The sequence below is a fragment of the Flavobacterium sp. genome (assembly GCF_017744675.1).
Classification (GTDB): domain Bacteria; phylum Bacteroidota; class Bacteroidia; order Flavobacteriales; family Flavobacteriaceae; genus Flavobacterium.
Genome location: NZ_JAGIAV010000005.1, coordinates 119718 through 143466 on the forward strand (window position 1 = coordinate 119718; position 23749 = coordinate 143466).

The window sequence follows — 23749 nt, forward strand, 5'->3', positions numbered from 1 at the left end:
TATTTAAAATATGTTTAAAAACATAATAGCCAACTATGTTGGTAAAATTTGGGGAATTGTATCTGTATTTGTTTTTATACCATTTTACATAAAATTATTAGGAATAGAATCCTATGCTGTAATTAATTTCTACACTGTTATTTTAACAATTATGTACTTCGCGGATGGAGGCTTATCTGCTACTCTTAATAGAGAAGTTGCTAGAAATACAAATAAACAGTATATTGGTAATATGCTTTTTACAATTGAAAGAGTATATATGGCAGTTTGCTTGTTTATAATAATCATTGTTTTTTTATTTTCTAAAATTATTGCCGCTAACTGGTTAAATTCGAATACATTCTCTAATGAAGATTTATCTCTTTACATTAGTTTAATGGGGATTAGTGTTGCTTTCCAATTATTCACTACTTTACAAAGTAGTGGTTTAACAGGTTTAGAAAAACAAGTTTTGTCTAATGGAATTCAAGTGTCGAGCAGTTTTTTTCGATCAGGAGTTGTTCTTTTACCCCTGTTTTTTTTTCCAACATTACTTACATTTTTCATTTGGCAAGTATCTATAAATATAATTTTCTTTTTTGTTACAAGATACAATTTATGGAGATATATAAAAACTGATGTTAAATATACATTTGATAGAGAGATATTAAAAACGGTTGGTCGTTTTGCTGGAGGAATGATGTTGATGTCAATAATTTCTTCATTAAATACACAGATTGATAAACTAGTTATAAGTAAATTATTGTCATTAAAAGAGTTTGGTTATTATGCTCTTGCAGGAACTCTTTCACAAGTGCCAGAGCTAATAATAACCCCAATTGCTGTTGCAATATTACCGAGAATGGTCAAGTATTCTGAGAATAATGAAAAAGATAAAATAAAAAAATTGTTTCATATTAATACTTTTATTCTGTCAACGTTAGCTGTTACAGGAGGGATGCTTCTTTTTCTCTTTACAAAAGACTTTTTACTTATTTGGACTCATGATATTGTTATTGCCAATAAAATCGAAAATGTCACAAAAATTCTTTTAGTTGGAGCAGTATTTTTATCTTTTCAGTTTATGCCATATTACCTTGCTATTGCGAATGGACATACAAGTGTAAATGTCAGACTAGGAATTGCAGCTATAATTTGTATAATACCTGCTTTGATCTTTTTTGTTAAGCAATATGGACTAATAGGAGCAACTTACACATGGTTAATTATGAATGTGTTTGCATATTTTTATCTCGGTTATTTTATAATTTCAAAGTTTTTAAAAGGTGAATTTAAAAGATGGCTAATAAATGGTACAATGATTCCATTAATAATAACTGCTATTATTGGTTTTGTAAGTTATCTGCTTACAATAAATTTACAAAAGGGATATTTTGTGTTTTTATACTCCATAATTATTGGATTAATTTCATTGTATATAAACTTAACAATTTTTAATAAAATGAATCCTGGATATAGAATTAATATACTACAATTAAGAGATGATGAAAAAATATGAAAATTTACTTTCTATAATTATCCCTACTAAAAATAGATATTCAACGCTTTTACCCGTTTTAGATTCTATTGTAGATAATTTAAGTAATGATTATGATTATGAGATAGTTGTGCAGGATAATTCTGATGATAATGAAGTTTGTATAAACTATCTTTTACACAAAAACGATTCTCGAATAAAGTATTTTTACAATAAAGAATCCATTCCTATTGCTGATAATACAGAATTAGCAATAACCAATACAAATGGTAAGTATTTGATTTTTATTGGAGATGATGATTTTATTTGCCCAGATATACTTGAAATTGTAAATATATTAGATAAAAGATCTATCAGTTGTTTAATATATAGCCCTGGCTCATATTGGTGGGAATCAGTGATATTTAAAAAGGAAAATTATTATCATAAATCTGCAAATCTTTGGTTGCCTAAAATGCCTAATAAATTGGAGTTTATAAAAATGAATCCAATATTTGAATTAGATAAAACTTTATCAAAAGGGGCAATGGCATACGATATGCTGCCAAGGTTTTATCACGGAATTGTATTAAGGTCTGAGCTTGAAAAACTAAAGTCAAAGATTGGTCGTTATATAGTAGGTTCTTGTCCTGATATTGATTTTGCAATGTCTTTAGCTATAAACATTGATGAATATTATTATGTAAATTATCCAGTAAGTATTTTTGGTGCTTCCAAGAATAGCGGTGGAGGGTGGACCGCATTAAAAAAACATTTTGGAGATGTTGATAAATTACCTTTTCTTAGACCAGAAATTAGAAATAATTGGAACCCACTTATTCCCAGAATTTGGTCAGAAAAAACTATCTATCCCCAAACAACTAGTGAAGTATTAATAGGATATAATGTTGATAAAAAACTAAATCTAGCTGCTTTACATGCAGCAATGTTGGTTTATGAGCCATTTTTAGAACCTAAGATATTAAAATACATTATAAAGAATTGTGGTGCTAATCCGCTAAATTATTTGAAATTTGGGATTGAATTCTGTAAAAAAATAGCTGGACTAATTGTACAAACGACGAAATATAATTTTAAGTTGTTGCCTGTGAGGGTTTTTGAAAATGTTAAGCATACAGAAGTAATAACAGTTTTAAAAAATAACTTCAAAAGTATTGTATGAGTGGATTTTCATATAGAAATATAATCTTGTATATACTCTTAATCATTGCAAATTCTTTAACACATGAAAAAATTACAGGTATTTTTGTTTCTTTTCCAGAAATAATTACAGTAATTTATTTTCTTTTTAGAGGAAAAACTGAAAAAGCCTTTTTTTTTCATATAGTTTTTACAATAACATGTTTAGCTATACCATTTTCGCAGATAACCAATCCGGAGGATAGTCATTATGGATTGTTTAATTACTCTAAATTAAAATTACTTGGACCTATAGGTGTTTATCATTTAATAATGTTTAGTTTTTTTATTAGAACTATACGTTTAAAAAAACAAATTCCAGTAAAATCTACTTTTTACTCACTTTATAAGACGATAATTTATATTGGAGCTTCAGGAATCTTAGTTGGAGTATTCGGTTTAATATTTATGGGATATTATGTTGAATACTTTATTTTATATACGTCCTATATTCTGACATTATTTTTCACCGCATTCGTTTTGATTAGGATGCCCTTTTTTTCGTTTGTAGGTAAATTATATAAAATGTTGTTAGAAATAATGATTGCAGCACCAATAGCAGCATTGTTTGTATATATTCTAGGATTTACATCACAATATGGAGAAGAGGATGTATCTATTATAATTGAAGTTGTTTATTTTAGTATGGCTTTAATTTTTGCGTATTATCATTTAAAAAGCTACATTTTACCTTTGTTTTCTTTCTTAATAACTGTTTTTCTCCTAATGGATGGAGGAATGGGAGGAAAAGGGATAATATTTATGGGTGTCGTTTTAATAATGTTTATATTAACTGCTTTTAATAAAAATACGACAGGTATAGATATTGTTAAGCGAAAACAAAGACTTCGTTTTATGATGATTCCAATAGTGTTATTTGTAATTATCAAGTTTACATCTTATGTCCAAGATTCTGAATATAATTTATTTTTATATAAATTAGAAAATGTAACATTATTGGTTAATGTTTTCCAAGGATTAGATGGTATTAATTTGATTCCCGAATCACCAAGAGTTCGAATCATTGAAATTATGAGTATTTTTAATGAACTTTTTAGTAATCCAATATATTTACTTTTTGGGAAAGGATATGGTTCTTACTTTTCAGATGATTTTAAGTTATTGTCTGGCTTAGATTTAGTAAATGCTTATAAAGCTGTAGAGATAAGTAATAATAAGTATGGAGGTGTGCACGATTCTTTTTCTAGTATACCGTTAGCAAACGGTTTGATAGGGCTTTTTTTAATTTTTAGACTTACTGTCAAATATGCCAAAATGATAAAACATAATTTCATGGCATATGCGGCTATACCATGGTTGGCATTTACTTTTTACTATAATGTCCAATTTGGTATTATTGCGATGTTTCTTCTTTTTAGCTCAGAATTTTATTCAAAATTTAAATATGAATAAGCATAATAAAATTTTATACATTGATCCTTTATTACAAAAAGGACATGTTAATTTTAATAATATATATATTAAAAGTTTAATCAAAGCTGGATATAATTTAGAGTTTGTTTTTGTTAAAGACTATGAAGAACAATTAGATATTGATAAATCTAAGGTTATATATTCTCTACCTAACACTTTATTTAAAAGAAACTATGGTAAATTGTTTAACAGGCTTGCTTATTTAATTGGATTATTTTTTATAAGATTCTCTGTTAACTTTAAGAAATATGATTTTGTAATTTTTTCTAGTTTTGAGGAAATATCTTTTGCATTATCAGGAATAAAAAAAAGCTATTTAATTAATCATATTAATGTTAGTAATTCTTATGAAAGCAGGATCAAATTTTTCTTTTTAGATCGTATTCTAATGGCTAATTCTTTAATCGTTTTAGATGATAAAACAAAAGAATATTTATCTGCGAGAGGAGATTATGACTTATTTATGGTTCCACATGGACTCCCAAATTCAAAAGTGTTAAATGAAGAATTAAAAGAAGATTTTCATTCTAATATATTGGATGAGTTAAAAAAATATAGAAAGGTTATCTTCTCTCCTTCTGAAAGTAGTTCTGATAAGATCTTTATAAATAATTTAATAGAATCTAATGAGTTTCTAAAGTATCTTGAAGATGAAAAAATATTATTTATTTACAAAAATGATATTCAAAATGATAAGCCTAATGTAATGGCAATCAAAGGTTATTTAAGCCAAGAAGCCTACGATTACTTGTTTTTAAAGTCAGATGTTATATTGATAGCCTATCCTGAAAGGTTTAAATATAGAGTTAGCGGAGTTCTGTTAGAGTGTATCGCTAATAATAAACTATGCGCAATTTCTAGAATTGAGATGTTAGAATCTTTTAATAATTTTTTTAATTACGATCCTTTTTTTTCAAGTATAGAAGAATTAATTCGACTTATCAATAGTTTGGTGAATTATAAAGATGATAATTATTTCAAGAATCTAAATTTACTTGAACCAGATTTTCATGATTTTTTTAATTAAGGATTTAATATTATGTTGCAGAATAAATTAAAAGGTAAGCATATTATCTATATCGGGAGGGAATTAAATTCAATAGATGGCGGATCAATTGTTTCAAAAAGGAATGTTGAAATATTAAAGAAAATGAGCGATGAGAAAATTATTGAATTTTATTTGTCTGATAAAACAATTGCTCATAAATTTTTAAATATCATTTTTGGTAATCCCTGGGGCTATTCTCGTGAAGTTTATAATAAAATAAAAAAAGCTCTATTGCTAAATGAAATTTCTTATATATTTATCGATCATTCTTTGTTAGGAGGGTTTTCAAGTATTTTAAAAAAATTTAATGTTGAAATAGTTGTTTTTTTTCACAACATTGAGGTTAAATATTATAAAGATAAAGCTTCTGTAGATGGTTTTATAAATAAACTAATGGTAAATTATGCAAGGAGAAATGAAAAAAAAATAGTTAAATATGCAGACAAAATAATCTGTCTTACAAATATTGATAGTAATCTTCTCAAATCAATTTATGGAAGAAATGCAGACCTAATCATTCCAATCACAATTGAAGATAAATTTAAAAGTTTGGATAATTTAGAAAATAATAGTAGCTATCACCTATTTGTAGGAAGCTCTTTTTTTGCAAATATTGATGCTATAAAGTGGTATATTAAAAATGTTTTGCCTTTTATTAGTTCAAAATTGATTATAATAGGTACTGGTATGGAGGTGTTGATTGAACAGTATGGCCAAAATTTAAACTTAGAGATTCATGGTTTTGTGGATGACTTAACTCCATATTATCAAGGGGCAGATTTTGTTATAAATCCAGTTAGATTAGGATCAGGAATGAAAACAAAAACGATTGAAGCTTTAATGTATGGGAAAATAATATTAGGTACTCAAGAAGCTTTCTCAGGAATAGAAGATATAGAGAAGCATGAAGCTGGTTACATTTGTAACCAACCAGAAGAATTCATAAAAAAAATAGAGAATTTAGATAGTAAAAAGTTTAACCTAAAATCTCGAGATTATTATTTAAGCAATTTTTCAGCTGAATTTGGGTATAATAAATTGGAAGATTTTTTAGCTTCCTAAAATGTAATTTTTCATCATAATTCATATTACTTCAATGCAATCTAATAAAGTATCAATTATTACTCCACTATATAATTCCGAAAGTTTTATTGCGGAAACAATTCAATCAGTAATCGCACAAACATATAAGGATTGGGAAATGTTAATTGTTGATGACTGTTCAACTGATAATTCTAAATCTATTATTGAAGAATTTATAAAACTCGATTCTAGAATAAAGTATTTTCGAACAAATGCTCCCTCAGGTTCTCCAACTACTCCTAGAAATATTGGAATTGAAATGGCTTCTGGGAGATTTATAGCTTTTTTGGATAGTGATGACTTATGGAAGTGTAATAAACTTCAATTACAAATACCTCTATTTCAAGATAGAAAAGTTGGCATTGTTTTTTCAAATTACGAGAAAATAAATGAAAATGGAGAGTCTAATGAAAGATTTATAATTGCTCCATCTCAAGTTAACTATAAAAAATTATTAAAAGGCAATGTTATAGCATGTTTGACAGCAGTTTATGATAGGGAGAAATTAGGTAAAGTATATTTTACCAAGCAGGGACATGAAGATTATGCTTTTTGGTTAAGCATATTAAAAAGAGGGTATGTTGGAAAAAATGCAGAAAGTGTTTTAGCTAAATATCGTGTTCGAAAATCTTCAGTGTCTTCTAATAAGTTCAAGGTTATAAATTGGTATTATAAGATTTATAGACAAAACGAAAAATTATCTGCAATAATATCACTCTACTATGTAAGTATTGCGTTATTTAAATCATTTTTTAAATACGTTAAATGAAAAGATATCTAAAATAAATAAAGTGAAAATTTTACTAACAGGAGCGACTGGATTTCTTGGAAAAATTATTTCTGACGAACTTAATAAAGATCATGAAATTATAAAATTGTCTAGAACATCAGCAGATTATAATGTGTTATTGGATGAGGAGACTGTAGAATTTAAAGAGTCTTTTGATATGGTAATTCATTCTGCAGGGAAAGCTCATTTTTCTCCAAAAACAGAAATTGAAAACAAAAGTTTTCATAATGTAAATGTTATCGGCACAAAAAATTTATTAAAAAGTTTAGAAAGAGTAGGAGCTCCAAGAGAATTTGTTTTTATTAGTTCAGTTTCAGTCTATGGACAGGATGTTGGCATAGAAATAAATGAGGAATTTCCTTTGAAAGCTTGTGAACCTTACGGATTAAGTAAGATTGAGGCAGAAAAAATAGTAATTAAATGGTGTCAAGAACATAAAGTCGTTTGTACAATTTTAAGATTACCTTTATTGGTAGGTAAAAATCCTCCGGGAAACTTAGGAGCTATGCTGAAAGCGATCAGAAAAGGTTATTATTTCAATATTGATGGGGGTAAAGCGAGAAAAAGTATGGTTTTAGCGAAAGATGTACCATCTTTTATTTTGTTGAGTTGTTCAGCAGGAGGTGTTTATAATCTTACTGATGGTGTGCATCCCAGTTTTACTGAATTAAGTTACGCTATTTCAGATAAATTGTTTTTCAGTTTGCCGTTAAAAATTGCTAGATGTATAAGTAGAATTGGAGATTCTTTGGGTGATAAGGCCCCTCTTAATTCAAATAAATTAAAAAAAATAACTTCAGATTTAACTTTTGACGATTCGAAAGCGAGAGAAATTATAGGATGGAAGCCAGAATCAGTTTTAGAATATTTGAAAAGAGAAAAATTATTATAATTTGATGCATAAATTTTAAAGATATATATGGAATATTGTGTACTTGGCCTACTTTTAATGATTATTATGCTTCTTTATTTTAAAGTAGCAGATAGATTTAATATTATAGATAAACCAAATCAACGAAGTTCACATACTGAAATAACTTTAAGGGGCGGCGGAATCATTTTTTGGTTTTCGGCACTACTTTATTTTGTGCAAAATATTCAAAGTAACTATTTTTTCTTTACTGGAATAACTTTAGTGAGTTTAGTTAGTTTTTGGGATGATATTCAAAATCTATCAAATAAAATTAGAATTTCGATTCATTTTCTTTCGATTACTTTAATTTTTTATAATCTAAATTTATTTCAATTGATGCCTGTTTGGGGAATTGTAGTTTCTTACGTTTTGGCAATTGGACTAATAAATGCCTATAATTTTATGGATGGGATTAATGGTATTACGGGGCTTTATACATTAGTAGTTATGGGGTCTTTATTATATGTCAATAAAAAAATCCAGTTTTTTGCAGATGGAGTGTTTATAAAATATGCAATACTTGCAAGTTTAGTTTTTCTATTTTTTAATTACAGAAAGAAAGCGAAATGCTTTGCTGGTGATGTTGGAAGTATTGCGATAGCTTTTTGGATAATTTATTTAGTATTAAAACTTATTCTAGTAACAGAATCACTTATTTGGTTATTGTTTTTAGCAGTATATGGAGTTGATTCAGTTTGTACAATCTTGCACAGACTTTACCTTAAGCAAAATATTTTTGAAGCACATAGATTACACTTTTATCAAATACTGAGTAATGAATATAAAATACAGCATCGATTGGTATCTCTTTTTTATGGATTAGCTCAGACGGGAATTTCTTTATTAGTTATTTTTCTTTATCATAAAGTTCAAGATGCAATGATTTTCGTAATTGTTATTCTGCCTTTGTTGTTAATTTATTCATCAAAATTTTATTTATTAAACAAAAATAATTTACGATTGGATCATGGAGCCTAAAATAATTCAGGGAGGAAAATTTTCAGATCATCGAGGAAGTATATCATATGTAAACGGTTTTAGTTTTGCAAATATTGAAAGGTTTTATATTATAAGTAATTCTCAAGAAAATCCTATTCGCGCTTGGCAAGGACATAAATTAGATGCTAAAAATTTTTATTGCTTTTCAGGATCTTTTAAAATTCATTTTATAAAGATTGATAATTGGGAGAATCCTTCAAAGAATTTGGTTATTGAGACTGTTTTGGTTTCTGAATCAGACAGCAAAATTGTTCACATACCAGCAGGTTATGCAAATGCTATAGAATCTCTAGAAGTAAATTCAAAATTAGCGTCCTTTTCTACATTACCCTTAGGTAAAGTAAGCGAGGACGATGTTCGTTATCCATCAGATTATTGGATTATTAATAATGGACAGTAAGAGAATCTTTTTGTCGTTATCTCAAGAAAGTGGATTTGAGCAAAAATATATTCAAAGAGCCTTTGAAACAAATTGGATTACTTCTGGTGGTCCAAATGTTGATGAGTTTGAAAATGAACTTCAGAGTTATTTTGAGAATCAAAATTTTGCTATAGCAACAAATTCAGGGACATCAGCGATACATTTAGCATTAATTTTATTGGGTGTGAAAGCTGAAGATGAGGTAATTTGTCAAAGTATGACTTTTTCAGCTTCTGCTAATCCAATTTTATATCAGAACGCTAATCCAATATTTATAGATAGCGAAAGAGATACTTGGAATATTTGTCCAGAGAATCTTGAAATTGCAATAAAAGATAGAATCGGAAAAGGGAAAAAGCCTAAAGCCATTATAGCTGTTCATTTGTATGGAATGCCTTATAAAGTAGATGAAGTACATGCAATTGCTGATAGATACGAAATACCAATTATTGAAGATAGTGCAGAAGCTTTTGGAAGTAGTTATAAAGGGAAAAAATGTGGAAGTTTAGGTACTTTTGGAATTCTTTCTTTTAACGGGAATAAAATTATTACGACTTCAAGCGGTGGAGCGTTAATTACGAATTATAAATACTCAAAAGAGAGAGCAATTTTTTATGCTACTCAATCAAAAGATATAGCAGTGCATTATCAGCATAGCGAAATAGGGTACAATTATAGGATGAGTAATATTTGTGCAGGAATTGGTCTTGGACAAATGAAAATTTTGGAACAAAATATACATTTAAGACAGAATAATCATCTGTTTTATAAAGATGTTTTTAAAGATATTAAAGGTGTACAACTATTTGATAGTCAAAGCGATAATTTTGTTTCTAATTATTGGTTAAATACAATATTATTAGAAACAAAGAAAGAAAGAGAAAGGTTGAGAGTTGCTCTTGAGGAAGTTAATATAGAGAGCCGCCCACTATGGAAGCCAATGCATCTTCAGCCCCTTTTTGAAAAATATGTTTATTATGGAGGGAATATTGCTGAAGAATTGTTTGAGAAAGGATTGTGTCTGCCGTCGGGGTCTAATTTAAGGGTTGAAGAGAAAAGCAGAATAAAAGAGGTTATTATTAATTTCTTTAAATGAATATAAATTTAAAAGATGAAAATCGAAGAAACGTTTATAAAAGACTTGGTAATTGTAGAGCCGATAGTATTTGGTGATGAAAGGGGATACTTTTTTGAGTCTTATAGTAAAACTAAATTTGAAGATCTAGGAATTAATATTGAATTTGTTCAAGATAACCAATCCTTTTCAAAAAAGGGAACTTTGAGAGGTTTGCATTATCAAAATCCTCCCTTTGCTCAAACAAAATTAGTTCGCGTTTTAGAAGGCGAAATTATTGATGTTGCAGTTGATTTGAGAAAAGATTCTCCAACATTTGGAAAATCATTTAGTATTTTACTGTCAGCCGAGAATAAAAAACAGTTGTTAGTTCCTCAAGGATTTGCACATGGCTTTTCGGTTATAAGTGAAACGGCCTCTGTTATGTATAAATGCGATCAGTTTTATAATAAAGCTTCTGAAGGAGGAATTAAATTTGATGATCCATCTCTAAACATTGATTGGGGAATGAATTTAGATGAAGCAATTGTTTCAGAAAAAGATCAAGTTCTTCCATTTATTGATAATTGTAATAGTTTATTTTAATGAAAAAAATTCTAGTAACTGGGAAAACAGGGCAATTAGGATCTGAACTTTCAGTTTTAGTACCTGCTTATCCTCAGTACGAATGGGTATTTGCCGATCGTAATAAAGCAACATTACACAATTTAAAATTGCTTCAATCTCAATTGGAAGATATTAATCCTGATATTATATTTAACTGTGGGGCGTATACGGCAGTTGATAAAGCTGAATCTGAAAGGGATTTAGCTTTTAGAATAAATCAGGAAGCGGTAGAATTAATTGCAAAATATTCTGCAGAAAACAATGTCAAATTAATTCATATTTCAACAGATTATGTATTTGATGGTTCTTCGTCCATTGCTTTAAATGAAGAAGCTAAAACTAACCCTATAAATGTTTATGGAGAGAGTAAGTTGACTGGGGAAATTGCTTGTTTAAAAGAAAATCGTGAATCGATTATTATTAGAACTTCTTGGGTTTACAGTAAGTTTGGAAATAACTTTGTTAAAACGATGCAAAGATTAATGCAGGAAAGAGATGAAATTAATGTTGTAAATGATCAGATTGGTTCACCAACTTATGCTGCAGATCTTGCACAAGTAATGATTGACATAGTTGAATCTCCAAAATGGATTCCTGGAATTTATAATTATTCAAACGAAGGGGAAATTAGTTGGTATGAATTTGCATTAAGTATTAAAGAACTTGGAAATTACAATTGCAGAGTCGGGGGAGTTCCATCCTCATCGTATCCAACTCCAGCAAGAAGACCAAGATTTTCATTATTAAATAAGGAAAAAATAAAGAAAGTTTATAATGTAGATATTCCTCATTATAAAGAAAGTTTAAAAAAAATGTTTATTTAAAAACCTAAGATCAGAATTTTAGAAAACTTGAGAACTCTAAAAATCTAAAATTAATTTTATGAAAGGGATTATATTAGCTGGAGGTTCTGGCACAAGATTGCACCCATTGACATTAGCTGTAAGCAAGCAATTAATGCCTGTCTATGATAAGCCAATGATATATTATCCATTGTCAACTTTAATGATGGCAGGAATTAATGAGATTTTAATTATATCTACTCCACATGATTTGCCACATTTTAAAAAGCTTTTAGGAGATGGTAATACAATTGGTTGTAAATTTAGTTATGCAGAACAACCAGATCCAAATGGTTTAGCACAAGCTTTTGTAATTGGGGAGGAGTTTATAGGTAAAGATAAGGTTGCTTTGGTGCTTGGGGATAATATTTTCTTTGGTACTAATATGCCACAACTTTTAAAAGATAATGCAGATCCTGAAGGAGGAGTTGTTTTTGCTTATCACGTTGCGGATCCAGAAAGATATGGAGTGGTGGAATTTGATGAACATAAAAATGCTATTTCTATTGAAGAAAAACCATTAGAGCCAAAATCTAATTACGCTGTTCCAGGCTTATACTTCTATGATAATTCTGTCGTAGAAATTGCAAAAAATATTAAACCAAGTGCTCGTGGTGAATACGAAATTACAGATGTCAATAAAGTATATCTCGAAAAAGGGAAATTAAAAGTCGCTATATTAAGTAGAGGAACTGCTTGGCTAGATACAGGAACTTTTAACAGTTTGATGCAAGCAGGGCAATTTGTCCAAGTTCTTGAAGAAAGACAGGGTTTAAAAGTAGGCTGTATTGAAGAAATTGCTTGGAGACAAGGATTTATTGATAATGCAAGACTTGAAGAGTTGGCCCAGCCATTACTTAAATCAGGTTATGGAACATATCTTCTAGAGTTTTTGAAACAAAAGAAAAAAGGTGTTAAAGTTTAATTTGCATCACCAAGTAGTTATTTAAAACCTTTAATTTGTATTTTTGTATAAAGTTCAAATTTTACTGACTTAAAAAATGCTAAATTGAATACAGAAAAACCAAATAATATAACCTCGTTACTTTATAAAACCTTTTCTCCAAGAAATCTTAGAGCAAATATTAATAATTTAAGTTATTTGCCTCGATGGATTATCGTTGCTATTGATGTAATGGTTTTGTTCTTTTCATTTTCTTTTACTTATTTGCTTTTTGATGGTACAGCTATAGGATATATTATAACACCGCATGATTTTTATTTTGTAACAAGTTTAATAACTGTCAATATATTTTTCTTTTGGCTTTTTAGAACTTATTCAGGTATTATTAGGCACTCCTCATACATTGATGCGATAAAACTGCTTTTTTCTCAAATGTCAGTTTTAGTGTTTTTCTTATTTGTTAATTTAGTTTTTGAGTTGTATACAGGTCATAAAGCATTTTTAAATACTGCTCTTTTTATCAATTTAGTTTTGTCTTTTTGTGGATTATTTTTATATCGTGTTATTGTAAAACAGACTTTCGAAATGTATTTTTCTGAGAAAGCGACCACAAAGCTTGTTAGAACAGTTATTTATGGTACAGATGCAAATGCAATTTCAGTGGCAAATGCCTTAAAATTTGAAACACCTTCACGATTCAAAATAGTTGGTTTTGTAGATAAGAATAATCAGAATGCATCCAAACGTATGTTGGATTTGCCAATTTTAATCTTAAGAAAGAAGCTTCCTGCTCTTATGAGATCTGTTGCTGCAGAAGGAGTAATTATTGCGGATAAAAGTTTGACAAAAGATGAACAGCTTATTATTGTAGATCAATGTCTAGAGTTTAATTACAGAGTGTATACCGTTCCATTGATTTCTGATTGGGAAAACCAAAAAGAGATTTCGCAAAAAGTAAAAAATATACAGATTGAAGATTTGTTAGAAAGGAAACCCATAGTTCTAGATAGTAAATCAATTTCTAAACAGTTAAAAGATAAAACAATTCTTATTACTGGAGCGGCTGGATCGATAGGTAGCGAGATTGTGAGGCAGGTCCTTAATTTTAATCCAAAGAATGTAATTGTTTTAGATCATGCTGAAACACCTCTGCACAATTTGTGTTTAGAGACACAAGCTATGAATGTCGATACTAAAATTGTAGCTGTAATTGCTGACGTAAGAAGTAAAAAGGCATTAGAGAAAGTTTTTAAAAATTACAATCCTCATGTTGTTTTTCATGCAGCAGCATATAAACATGTGCCTTTGATGGAAGAAAATCCAGCTCAGGCTATTCAGACGAATATAAAGGGAACTAAAAACCTAGCGGATTTAGCTTGTAAATATCGAGTTAAAAAGTTTGTAATGGTTTCTACAGATAAAGCTGTGAATCCGAGCAATGTAATGGGGGCTAGTAAACGTATTGCAGAAAAATATGTACAGTCTTTATTCTTGAAAAATCAAAGAGAAAATGTAGAAGGTGGTACTAAGTTTATCACAACTCGCTTCGGAAATGTTTTAGGTTCAAATGGTTCTGTTGTGCCATTATTTACTAAACAAATTGCAGAAGGAGGTCCAGTAACAATTACACATCAGGATATTATTCGATATTTTATGACCATTCCAGAAGCTTGTCAATTGGTATTAGAGGCGGGAGCAATGGGTAATGGAGGTGAAATCTACATTTTTGATATGGGTAAGCCAGTTAGAATTATAGATTTAGCTCGAAAAATGATTAAGCTAGCTGGTTTTATTCCAGATAAAGAAATCAAAATTAAAATTGTTGGTTTAAGGCCGGGAGAAAAACTTTATGAAGAATTATTAAATGATACTTCAAAGACTCTTCCAACATATCATAATAAGATTATGATTGCACAAGAAATTCAGGATGAGTATGAAACTCTTCATAATGATGTTGATGAATTAATTGGAATAGCTGATTTCTACGAAAACGATGATATTGTAGCTAAAATGAAAAAAATAGTACCAGAATTTAAGAGCATGAATTCTACTTTTGAAGTTTTAGACAAATAAATTAAGTAAAAATATAAATTCAAATATAATCAAAAGGTGTTTTTTAAAAACGCCTTTTGACATTTTTAAACAAATTCTAAAATGTTAAAAATCTTGTTAATTTTTTAAAATAGGATTTTTCAGTTTTTTTTAATGGATTCTAAAAACACAAACGATTGGCTGTTTGAAATAACACCCAAGAATAAATTTTTCTCTCTGAATTTTAAGGAGATTTGGCAGTACAGAGATTTATTAATGCTCTTTGTAAAAAGAGATATAATTACAGTTTATAAGCAGACGGTTTTAGGGCCGCTTTGGTATTTAATACAGCCTTTATTTACTTCTATCACTTTTACTATTATTTTTAATAACGTTGCAGGTATTAAAACAGGCTCCATTCCTCCATTCTTATTTAATTTGGCAGGAATAATGGTTTGGAATTATTTTACAGCATGTTTAAACGGAACTTCAGATACATTTAAATCTAATGCCAGTATATTTGGGAAAGTCTATTTTCCAAGAATTATTACTCCTCTATCTATCGTGATTTCCAATTTAATTAAGTTTGGAATTCAATTTTGCATATTTATTTTCTTTTATATTTTTTTTTATTTTCAAGGAGCTGACCTTAGCTTTAACGGGGCAATATTATTTTTCCCTATTCTAATCGCATTTATGGGAATTTTGGGGTTAGGTTTAGGTATGATGATTTCATCAATGGTTACAAAATATAGAGATTTAAATAATTTAGTTGGCTTTGGAGTACAATTGTTAATGTATATATCTGCAGTAATGTATCCGATGGAATTAATAAAAGAAAAACTTCCCAGATTAGGTTGGATTGTACAGTATAATCCTTTAGCTTATGTAATAGAGACTTCCCGTTACATGCTTTTAAATATTGGTAGCATATCAATTTTAGGTTTAGTGTACGCAATGGCAATTACATTAATTGTATTTTTTGTCGGATTATTGATTTTTAATCGCACTGAAAAAAGTTTTATAGACACTGTATAAATGAAGGACATTATTTTAAAAGCCGAAAATATTTCTAAACAATACCGTTTAGGTGAAGTTGGAACAGGAACTTTAAGTCATGACTTTAACCGCTGGTGGCATAAAATTCGAGGAAAAGAAAATCCATATTTAAAAATTGGTGATATTAACGATCGCTCTACAAAAGGAACTTCAGATTATGTTTGGGCTCTACAAGATATTAATTTTGAGGTTCAGAGAGGAGAGGTCTTAGGAATTATAGGAAAGAACGGCGCAGGAAAGTCTACACTTTTAAAAATACTTTCAAAAGTAACCGCTCCTACAACAGGAAGTATTAAATCTCGAGGGCGTATTGCTTCGTTATTAGAAGTTGGAACTGGATTTAATGGTGAAATGACAGGAAGAGAAAATATTTTTCTTAATGGAGCTATTTTAGGAATGACCAAAAAAGAAATCACATCAAAGCTTGATGAGATTATTGAATTTTCAGGATGTGAACGCTATATAGACACGCCAGTAAAAAGATATAGTTCTGGAATGACAGTTCGTTTAGCGTTTGCCGTTGCAGCTTTTTTAGAACCTGAAATTTTGGTTGTAGATGAGGTTTTAGCGGTTGGTGATGCTGAATTTCAGAAAAAGGCTATTGGTAAAATGCAGGATATTTCTAGAGGAGAGGGAAGGACAGTTTTATTTGTGAGTCATAATATGGCGGCAGTTAAAAGTCTGTGCACTAGAGGGATAGTTTTGGAGCATGGAACTATAAAGTTTGATGGGAATATTGATGAAGCATTGGATGTTTATAATTTAAACTCAAATGAGATTGTTACAGATTTAAAATGGGAAATTGAAGAGGCTCCTGGTAATGAAAATGCAAAGATAACGAGCATAAAACTTAGATCAGACAAACCGTTTTTTTACATTGAAAATCCAATAGAAATGGAAATTGAGTTTGTAAATTTTGTTAAAAATCAAATAATTAATTGCTCTATTTCGATTTTTGACAGTAATGATAACTACGTATTGGCTTCTCCAAATTTGGAAAGAGATCCTTTGGCAGAAGGGACTTATAAAAGTGTTTGTACAATTCCTGAGAATCTTTTAAATAAAGGACAATATTTTTTTACAATAATATTGGTTGGAAATAATTTTGAGATAATTGCGCAGTTAGATAAAATAGTTTCAATTGAACTTGATGAACAGGGGCTATATAGAAAAGAATATTTTGGGTATTGGGGAGGTATCGTAAGACCATATTTGAAATGGAAAAAAATGAAAATAGATTTATAAAAATGGTTTTAAGAAAAATTAAAAAAGTTTTAATTCTCGTTAAGCGTATTTTTTATAAAGATTATTTTATTCTTTTTAAGGGGATAAATAAAAGTGATATACTGATTTTTGATGATATTTTTCCTCACCCCATTTCAGGGTTTAGACTAGAAGAATTTACTATAATACTTAATTATTTTAAATATTCAAAAATTGTTGTAGAACCAACAGCCTATAAAATTGTTAACACTTCAATTGAAAAACATCAAGAGCATATTAAAGAATTTGAAACTCAAAATAAATCAGAGGGCAAAATAAAGCTGAGGAAAGGATTTGTAAATATCAATACAAAGCTTTTTTATTGCATATTTCTAAATAACATTTCGCAAAATTTAGTGTGGTTGGAAAAATACAATATTCCTTTTGTATTTACTCTTTATCCGGGTGGAGGATTTAGCTTAAACGAAATTATTAGTGATAATAAATTAAAAAAAGTTTTAGCTTCTCACATGTTTCGCAAAGTTATAGTAACTCAAAAAATAACTCACGATTATTTGCTTGACAAAAAACTTTGTAATCCTGAAAATATAGAATTCATTTTTGGCGGGGTTGTGCCTCAAATTTCATTGAATAAAGATATAAGAAATAAAAAAAGTTATTTAGTTAATAAGTCTACATTCGATATTTGTTTTTGTGCGGCTAAATATAGTTCAAAAGGCGAAGATAAAGGTTATGATACATTTATTGAGTTTACGAAGATTATTGCGCATAAATATGATTTTATTAATTTTCATGTGGTAGGAGGTTTTAATAAAAATGATATAGATGTTTCTGAAATTAAAGAGAGGATAAAATTTTATGGATATCAGAATTTTGAAGCTCTAGGTGAAATTTATCAAAATATGGATGTTTTAATTTCGCCAAATAAAGCATTTGTTTTGGGCAAAGGAGCATTTGATGGATTTCCTTTAGGGACAGTGGTAGAAGCCGTTTTAAATGGAGTTGTAGCTTTAGTTACTGACGAGTTTGAGCAGAATACTGCTTTTATTTCAAATGAAGATTTAATTATAATAGACAGTAATTCAGGTTCGATTTTGAGTCATGTTGTAAGCTTAATAGAAAATCCTCAAAAACTATATTCAATTTCTCGCAAGGGAAAACAAAAAATCATGGAAGTCTATTCTAATAAAGTTCAAATGGATCCAAGAATCAACTTATTAAAAAATGAAATAGCCAAAATAGAATAATGATAAATGTAACCAAAACGTATCTTCCTCCTTTAGAAGAATACAATAAAATTATTCAACGTGCTTGGAGCAATGAATGGTTGACAAATAGAGGAGAACTTGTATTAGAACTTGAAGAAAAATTAAAAAGTTATTTGAAGGTTTCGAATATAATTATCACCAATAACGGAACTGTGCCACTGCAAATAGCAATTAAGTTATTGGGCGAAAATGGAGAAATTATAACAACACCATTTAGTTATGTGGCTACTACAGCAGCAATAGTTTGGGAAAATTGCACTCCAGTTTTTGTAGATATACATCCCGAATATTTAACTATTGATGAATCTAAAATAGAATCGGCTATTACACCCAAAACTAAAGCTATATTAGCTACACATGTTTTTGGAAACCCATGTAATGTTGATGAGATTGAATTAATTGCAAAAAAACATAACCTAAAGGTTATTTATGATGCTGCACATTGCTTTGGTGTAAAATTCGATAATAAATCTATATTTGATTATGGTGATCTCAGTACTTGCAGTTTCCATGCAACAAAGTTATTTCATACTGGAGAAGGTGGCGCAATGTTTGCTAATGATGTAGATTTACAACATAAGCTGTTTTTTTCTCATAATTTTGGTCACAATGGCCCATTAGCTTTTCATGGCTTAGGTATAAATGGAAAGATATCTGAATTGCAGGCTGCAATGGGTTTAGCTGTTTTTCCATACATGAATAAAATAATTAATGAGAGAAAAAAGGTAGTTGACTTTTATAATAATAAACTGAATTTTTCAAAACTGCAAAGCTTAAAAATACGAGATAATACGCAGTGGAATTATAGTTATTATCCAGTGATTTTTAATACTGAAGAACAATTGTTAGAAGTTCAAAAGGAATTAAATAAAAATCAAATTTTCCCAAGACGCTATTTTTATCCGTCGTTAAACACAATTGAATACACAGAAGGTGATGAAATGCCGATTTCAGAAAGCATTGCTTCAAGAATATTGTGTTTGCCACTTTATGCAGAGTTACAATTAGAGGAATTAGAAAAAATTGTTTTACTTATTAATACTATTTTATGTTGATTATTGGCGGCAAAGGTTTTGCAAAAGAAGTTTTAGAAGTACTCCATCAATTAAACCAATTAGATAACTTGGCATTTTATGATGATGTTAATGAAGACGTATGCGGAAATTTATATAATAAATTCCCCATTCTGAAAAATATTGATGATGCTTCAGCTTATTTTAAAACAATTGATAATAGATTTACGATCGGAATTGGCAATCCAATTTTAAGAAAAAAACTTTATGATAAATTCATTGAAATAGGTGGCGTTTTCTCTTCGACAGTTAGTCCATATGCACATATTGGTAGTTTCGGTAACGAAATTCAAAAAGGATGTAATATTATGACGGGAACAGTTATCACATCAGATGTTATTATAAAACAAGGTTCTTTAATCAATTTAAATTGTACAGTAGGACATGACTCTATAATAGGTGAATTTGTAGAGTTATCTCCGGGGGTAAGTATTTCTGGTAATTGTATAGTTGGAAATTATAGTGTTTTAGGAACCAATGCAACTGTATTGCCTAAAGTTAAAATTGGTAAGAATGTAATTATTGGTGCTGGATCTGTGGTAACAAAAGATGTTCCTGATAATTCTCTAGTTGTTGGCATACCAGGTAAAGTTCTTAAAGAATTAGAGCCTTTAGATTTCTAGACATGCAAAATACTGTGAAAGTAAGTGTTTGTATGATTACCTATGGGCATGAAAAATACATTCATCAAGCCATAGAAGGCGTATTAATGCAAGAATGTGATTTTGAAATAGAATTGATTATTGCCAACGATAGCTCTCCAGATCAAACAGATAAAGTTATTGAGGAGATTTTAAGGAGTAATCCCAAAGCCTCAAAAATAAAATATTTTAAGCAGGAGAAAAATATCGGAATGATGCCTAATTTTATTTTTGCTCTCAAACAATGTTCAGGTACTTACATAGCTTTGTGTGAAGGGGACGATTATTGGACAGACTCCCTAAAACTACAAAAACAAGTTGATTTTTTAGAGAACAATTTAGATTATGTAGTGTGCTATCATGATTGTTCTGTAGTTGACCAATTTAATAACTTTAAAGTTAAATCATTTCTACAAAGTTATAAAAGTGATTACAACGAAAATGACTTGAAAAAAGGAGCTTGGCTTCCAACACTAACAAGGTGTTTTAGGAATGTGATAAAAGAATTTCCTTCTTTTTATGACAAAGTTAATTGTGGCGATTTGTTTTTAACCTCTTTTTTAGGAAGTTGTGGTAAAGCAAAATATTTAGATTTTAACGGAGCTTGTTATCGAGAACACAGTGGTGGAGTATGGAGTAAAATTGATGAGGATTTAAAGACCAAAAAAATGATTTCTGATTACAGATATTTCTGCGATTTTTATAAAAATCAAGATAAAGAGATTTATAAATTTTACAAGAACAGCCTCAATAAAAGTTTTTTAAAAGATTTTAAAGCTGGTTTATCAATTGGAAATATGTTTTCTAATCTTAAAAAATTTAAATTCTATTATTTAGCATTTTTATTTTGGGTAATTAAAAATAAAATAAAAAGTATATTTTGATCAAAGTCGGTTATCTCGTTTCTTATGATTATTACATGTTTTTAACATCAGTTAAGCAATTGTATAATTATGTAGATAAAATTGTTGTTGGTATAGATAGTGATTATAAAACATGGAGCGGGAATCCTTTTGAAATTCCTGATTCTTTTTTTCAGGAAGTTAAAGCTTTTGACATCCGAAATATAATAGAATTTTATTTCGATACTTTTTACATCCCTTCTTTGACTCCAATGGAGTGTGAATCCAGAGAAAGAAATATGGTTTTGAAAAAATTAGGAAAGGGTTGGAAATTACAATTAGATGTAGATGAATACATATTTGATTTTAAAAAAACATCTAAATATTTAAATAAATATTGGTACTTAAATATTTTTCCTACTGTTACGCCTATTTGCTTAAGAGGAGAATTGATTACTTTATTTAAAGAATTGTCAGATGGGTATTTGTATATAGAAAGTAATGAAAGGTTTCCTTTCATTACGAATCAAAAGATTAATACCAATACAAGAAGAAATGACAATATTAGAAATCATTTTTCTAATATAAAGGTCATTCATCAGTCTTGGGCTAGAAATGAAGATCAAATCCATTTTAAAATTAAAAATTGGGGGCATAGAGATGATTTTGATACTGAAGAATATTTCCAATTTTGGAGATCTTTGGATAGTATTAATCACATCAATTTTAAAAATATTCACCCTATTGAACCAACAGTATGGAAAGAATTAAAATTTATGTCTTCAAAATCTATTGATGAGTTTATAGAAAGATTTGCAATTAATAACAAGCAAAATCTAAACAATATATCAGTTAAGAAGATTATTAAAGATTTCATTAAAAAAATAATTAGGAAGAAATAAATGCTGGCAATAGTTATTCCATATTATAAACTTACTTTCTTTGAAGAGACATTACAATCATTGGCAAACCAGACAGATAAAAGGTTTGTGGTTTATATTGGTGACGATGCAAGTTATGAATCTCCACATCATTTACTGGAAAAATTCAAAGAAACACTAAATTTTAACTATTATCGATTTGAAAAAAATTTAGGCAGTACTTCTTTAGTAAAACAATGGCAGAGATGCATTGATTTGTCAAAAGAAGAAGAATGGATAATGATTTTAGGAGATGATGATTTTCTATCTAATAATGTTGTAGAAGAGTTTTATTTGAATCTACAAGAATTTCAGAGTAAAACCAATGTTGTGCGATTTGCATCTAAAACATTTTCTGAAGGTGCTAAGAAAACTTCAGAAAAATTTGAGCATCAAAAATGGGAAACAGCTTTCGAATTTTATTATAAACGTTACAGCGGAATAACAAGAAGCTCTCTGTCGGAATACATTTTTACTAAAAAATCGTATTTAAAACATGGATTTAGAGAATACCCTTTGGCATGGCATAGTGATGATATGGCTTGGATAGATTTTAGCGAAAATGGACAGATATATGCAATTAATAACTCTTATGTTATTGTTAGACTTTCTGAAATAAATATTACGGGTAAGAAAGATAATTATGAACTTAAAAATAAGGCAGAACAATTGTTTTTTACAGATATAGTTCGTGAAAAATTAAAATTTTTTAATTCTATCCAGAGAAATAAGTTGTTAATGAATTATGAAATTGTCATTAAAAAAAATAGAAAAGTAACTTTTGAGGAATGGATTTTTTTATTAAAAGAATATTTCAAAAATTGCAAAATAGTACCTTTCTTAAAATGTATTCGTAGATTTTTTAAGGATAATTTGACCGTATGAAATCTTTAATTTCCATAATAATTCCAACATATAATAGGGCACATTTAATTCTTGAAACATTAGATAGCATATTATTGCAAAGTTATCAAAACTGGGAATGTATAATAATCGATGATGGTTCGACAGATGAAACTGATGTGGTTTTGAGAAAGTACATTCAGCAAGATTCTAGATTTCAATATTTTAAAAGACCTGATGGAATTCTAAAAGGCCCGAACTCATGTAGAAATTATGGATTTGATTTAAGTAACGGTAATTATATTAAATGGTTTGATAGTGATGATATTTTACTGCCAAATGCTCTTGAGTATATTAGTAATAATTTTTCAAATAGCCCTGATTTAATTGTTTCATCATTACAATATGTTGACTTCAATAAAAATGTACTGAAGAAAAAACATGTTTTCTTATCTAAAGATGTACTTCATGATTATTTTAAAGGAAAAATTGCATACTATATATGTACTCCAACATGGAAAAAAAGTTTTTTAGAAAAGCAGTCTTATTTATTTGATGAAACAATTACAAATTTAGACGATTGGGATTTTAATCTCCGAATGCTGTATAAAGAACCGACAGTAATTTATTTGGATGAGGAACTTATTCAATATCGTATACATGATAGCTCTTTGTCTCATGAAATAGGTAAACTAAATTTCGATGAAATAAAATCAGAATTTAAAGCTATTAAAAAGCATATATCCATAATTGAAAAAAATAAAAAACTAAGTCCGAATATTTTAAAAGAACATTTAAAAGTGCGTTGTAAATTTATTCTCAGGCAAGCTTTAGTTGAAAATAATAAGTATAAAGTTTATTATTTTGTAGAACTTTTGAGTATACAACTTAAGCTTTTTAAATTTTCAGAAGCTATAAAAACAACAATTGGATTTACAATTTATAGTATTTTTAAAAAAGGATATAGACTGTTATAGATTTATTTTAAACAAATTAGCTATCAGAGGAATAAAAGATAAAACCATGCAAATTGCTAGTAAATTATTCAAAAGTCTGATTTAAGAAAAAAAATAAGAA

Annotated in this window: 23 protein-coding genes; all 23 read left to right on the forward strand. The window is 28.7% G+C overall.

Features of this window, described 5'->3' with window-relative positions; genetic code table 11:
* Positions 1–10 precede the first annotated feature (10 nt).
* The 23 genes from J7574_RS17535 to J7574_RS17645 all read left to right on the forward strand — a co-directional run bounded on the left by J7574_RS17535 (position 11) and on the right by J7574_RS17645 (position 23649).
* Positions 11–1498, forward strand: coding sequence for an oligosaccharide flippase family protein (locus tag J7574_RS17535; protein WP_290971546.1), 1488 nt, complete (start codon positions 11–13; stop codon positions 1496–1498).
* Positions 1485–2639, forward strand: coding sequence for a glycosyltransferase (locus J7574_RS17540; RefSeq protein ID WP_290971549.1), 1155 nt, complete (start codon positions 1485–1487; stop codon positions 2637–2639). Before J7574_RS17535 ends, J7574_RS17540 begins: the two co-directional genes overlap by 14 nt.
* A complete protein-coding gene (locus J7574_RS17545) occupies positions 2636–4069 on the forward strand; it encodes a hypothetical protein (protein WP_290971552.1) in 1434 nt (477 codons plus the stop codon). The genes J7574_RS17540 and J7574_RS17545 overlap by 4 nt, the downstream gene beginning before the upstream one ends.
* Positions 4062–5117, forward strand: a complete 1056-nt coding sequence (locus tag J7574_RS17550) for a hypothetical protein (protein WP_290971555.1) — start codon at positions 4062–4064, stop codon at positions 5115–5117. Before J7574_RS17545 ends, J7574_RS17550 begins: the two co-directional genes overlap by 8 nt.
* A gap of 12 nt (positions 5118–5129) precedes the next feature.
* Entirely contained in the window at positions 5130–6200 is a 1071-nt protein-coding gene (locus J7574_RS17555; protein WP_290971558.1) for a glycosyltransferase, read from the forward strand.
* A 34-nt stretch (positions 6201–6234) separates the two neighbouring features.
* The gene (locus tag J7574_RS17560; RefSeq protein WP_290971560.1) at positions 6235–6990 is read left to right on the forward strand and encodes a glycosyltransferase family 2 protein; all 756 of its coding nucleotides are present in this window, start codon (positions 6235–6237) and stop codon (positions 6988–6990) included.
* A gap of 22 nt (positions 6991–7012) precedes the next feature.
* Complete coding sequence (locus J7574_RS17565; RefSeq protein WP_290971562.1) at positions 7013–7903, forward strand: NAD(P)-dependent oxidoreductase; 891 nt, start codon at positions 7013–7015, stop codon at positions 7901–7903.
* Between the two features lie 27 nt (positions 7904–7930).
* Positions 7931–8902: a glycosyltransferase family 4 protein gene (locus J7574_RS17570; RefSeq protein ID WP_290971564.1), complete on the forward strand. Its 972-nt coding sequence runs from the start codon at positions 7931–7933 to the stop codon at positions 8900–8902.
* Complete coding sequence (locus tag J7574_RS17575; protein ID WP_290971567.1) at positions 8892–9323, forward strand: WxcM-like domain-containing protein; 432 nt, start codon at positions 8892–8894, stop codon at positions 9321–9323. The genes J7574_RS17570 and J7574_RS17575 overlap by 11 nt, the downstream gene beginning before the upstream one ends.
* Positions 9313–10440, forward strand: coding sequence for an aminotransferase class I/II-fold pyridoxal phosphate-dependent enzyme (locus J7574_RS17580; RefSeq protein WP_290971568.1), 1128 nt, complete (start codon positions 9313–9315; stop codon positions 10438–10440). Before J7574_RS17575 ends, J7574_RS17580 begins: the two co-directional genes overlap by 11 nt.
* Positions 10441–10455: 15 nt before the next feature.
* Complete coding sequence (rfbC, locus tag J7574_RS17585; RefSeq protein ID WP_290971571.1) at positions 10456–11004, forward strand: dTDP-4-dehydrorhamnose 3,5-epimerase; 549 nt, start codon at positions 10456–10458, stop codon at positions 11002–11004.
* Positions 11004–11849, forward strand: coding sequence for a dTDP-4-dehydrorhamnose reductase (gene rfbD / locus J7574_RS17590; protein WP_290971574.1), 846 nt, complete (start codon positions 11004–11006; stop codon positions 11847–11849). Before rfbC ends, rfbD begins: the two co-directional genes overlap by 1 nt.
* Before the next feature lie 58 nt (positions 11850–11907).
* On the forward strand, positions 11908–12792 hold the full coding sequence (rfbA, locus tag J7574_RS17595; protein ID WP_290971576.1) for a glucose-1-phosphate thymidylyltransferase RfbA: 885 nt from the start codon (positions 11908–11910) through the stop codon (positions 12790–12792).
* Between the two features lie 84 nt (positions 12793–12876).
* Entirely contained in the window at positions 12877–14844 is a 1968-nt protein-coding gene (locus J7574_RS17600) for a nucleoside-diphosphate sugar epimerase/dehydratase (protein WP_290971579.1), read from the forward strand.
* 132 nt (positions 14845–14976) lie between these two features.
* Complete coding sequence (locus J7574_RS17605; protein ID WP_290971582.1) at positions 14977–15840, forward strand: ABC transporter permease; 864 nt, start codon at positions 14977–14979, stop codon at positions 15838–15840.
* Positions 15841–17106 carry an ABC transporter ATP-binding protein gene (locus tag J7574_RS17610; protein ID WP_290971585.1) on the forward strand — a complete coding sequence of 422 codons (1266 nt, stop codon included), beginning with the start codon at positions 15841–15843 and terminating at the stop codon, positions 17104–17106.
* Positions 17079–18332 (forward strand): glycosyltransferase, encoded by a 1254-nt coding sequence (locus J7574_RS17615; RefSeq protein ID WP_290971588.1) that lies wholly within the window; start codon positions 17079–17081, stop codon positions 18330–18332. Before J7574_RS17610 ends, J7574_RS17615 begins: the two co-directional genes overlap by 28 nt.
* A complete protein-coding gene (locus J7574_RS17620) occupies positions 18332–19408 on the forward strand; it encodes a DegT/DnrJ/EryC1/StrS aminotransferase family protein (protein ID WP_290971591.1) in 1077 nt (358 codons plus the stop codon). Before J7574_RS17615 ends, J7574_RS17620 begins: the two co-directional genes overlap by 1 nt.
* A complete protein-coding gene (locus J7574_RS17625; RefSeq protein ID WP_290971594.1) occupies positions 19402–20049 on the forward strand; it encodes an acetyltransferase in 648 nt (215 codons plus the stop codon). The genes J7574_RS17620 and J7574_RS17625 overlap by 7 nt, the downstream gene beginning before the upstream one ends.
* Positions 20050–20051: 2 nt before the next feature.
* Positions 20052–20951: a glycosyltransferase gene (locus tag J7574_RS17630; protein ID WP_290971597.1), complete on the forward strand. Its 900-nt coding sequence runs from the start codon at positions 20052–20054 to the stop codon at positions 20949–20951.
* A gap of 35 nt (positions 20952–20986) precedes the next feature.
* Positions 20987–21811 (forward strand): hypothetical protein, encoded by an 825-nt coding sequence (locus tag J7574_RS17635; RefSeq protein ID WP_290971600.1) that lies wholly within the window; start codon positions 20987–20989, stop codon positions 21809–21811.
* A complete protein-coding gene (locus J7574_RS17640) occupies positions 21812–22714 on the forward strand; it encodes a glycosyltransferase (protein WP_290971602.1) in 903 nt (300 codons plus the stop codon). It begins immediately after the preceding gene.
* Positions 22711–23649 carry a glycosyltransferase gene (locus J7574_RS17645; protein WP_290971604.1) on the forward strand — a complete coding sequence of 313 codons (939 nt, stop codon included), beginning with the start codon at positions 22711–22713 and terminating at the stop codon, positions 23647–23649. The genes J7574_RS17640 and J7574_RS17645 overlap by 4 nt, the downstream gene beginning before the upstream one ends.
* Positions 23650–23749: the final 100 nt, after the last annotated feature.

Excerpts from the sequence above, each read along its gene's own strand:
- J7574_RS17535 (WP_290971546.1), top strand. The coding sequence starts at position 11 with ATGTTTAAAAACATAATAGCCAACTATGTTGGTAAAATTTGGGGAATT.
- J7574_RS17540 (WP_290971549.1), top strand. The coding sequence starts at position 1,485 with ATGAAAAAATATGAAAATTTACTTTCTATAATTATCCCTACTAAAAAT.
- J7574_RS17545 (WP_290971552.1), top strand. The coding sequence starts at position 2,636 with ATGAGTGGATTTTCATATAGAAATATAATCTTGTATATACTCTTAATC.
- J7574_RS17550 (WP_290971555.1), top strand. The coding sequence starts at position 4,062 with ATGAATAAGCATAATAAAATTTTATACATTGATCCTTTATTACAAAAA.
- J7574_RS17555 (WP_290971558.1), top strand. The coding sequence starts at position 5,130 with ATGTTGCAGAATAAATTAAAAGGTAAGCATATTATCTATATCGGGAGG.
- J7574_RS17560 (WP_290971560.1), top strand. The coding sequence starts at position 6,235 with ATGCAATCTAATAAAGTATCAATTATTACTCCACTATATAATTCCGAA.
- J7574_RS17570 (WP_290971564.1), top strand. The coding sequence starts at position 7,931 with ATGGAATATTGTGTACTTGGCCTACTTTTAATGATTATTATGCTTCTT.
- J7574_RS17575 (WP_290971567.1), top strand. The coding sequence starts at position 8,892 with ATGGAGCCTAAAATAATTCAGGGAGGAAAATTTTCAGATCATCGAGGA.
- J7574_RS17580 (WP_290971568.1), top strand. The coding sequence starts at position 9,313 with ATGGACAGTAAGAGAATCTTTTTGTCGTTATCTCAAGAAAGTGGATTT.
- rfbC (WP_290971571.1), top strand. The coding sequence starts at position 10,456 with ATGAAAATCGAAGAAACGTTTATAAAAGACTTGGTAATTGTAGAGCCG.
- rfbD (WP_290971574.1), top strand. The coding sequence starts at position 11,004 with ATGAAAAAAATTCTAGTAACTGGGAAAACAGGGCAATTAGGATCTGAA.
- rfbA (WP_290971576.1), top strand. The coding sequence starts at position 11,908 with ATGAAAGGGATTATATTAGCTGGAGGTTCTGGCACAAGATTGCACCCA.
- J7574_RS17605 (WP_290971582.1), top strand. The coding sequence starts at position 14,977 with ATGGATTCTAAAAACACAAACGATTGGCTGTTTGAAATAACACCCAAG.
- J7574_RS17610 (WP_290971585.1), top strand. The coding sequence starts at position 15,841 with ATGAAGGACATTATTTTAAAAGCCGAAAATATTTCTAAACAATACCGT.
- J7574_RS17615 (WP_290971588.1), top strand. The coding sequence starts at position 17,079 with ATGGAAAAAAATGAAAATAGATTTATAAAAATGGTTTTAAGAAAAATT.
- J7574_RS17620 (WP_290971591.1), top strand. The coding sequence starts at position 18,332 with ATGATAAATGTAACCAAAACGTATCTTCCTCCTTTAGAAGAATACAAT.
- J7574_RS17625 (WP_290971594.1), top strand. The coding sequence starts at position 19,402 with ATGTTGATTATTGGCGGCAAAGGTTTTGCAAAAGAAGTTTTAGAAGTA.
- J7574_RS17630 (WP_290971597.1), top strand. The coding sequence starts at position 20,052 with ATGCAAAATACTGTGAAAGTAAGTGTTTGTATGATTACCTATGGGCAT.
- J7574_RS17635 (WP_290971600.1), top strand. The coding sequence starts at position 20,987 with ATGTTTTTAACATCAGTTAAGCAATTGTATAATTATGTAGATAAAATT.
- J7574_RS17640 (WP_290971602.1), top strand. The coding sequence starts at position 21,812 with ATGCTGGCAATAGTTATTCCATATTATAAACTTACTTTCTTTGAAGAG.
- J7574_RS17645 (WP_290971604.1), top strand. The coding sequence starts at position 22,711 with ATGAAATCTTTAATTTCCATAATAATTCCAACATATAATAGGGCACAT.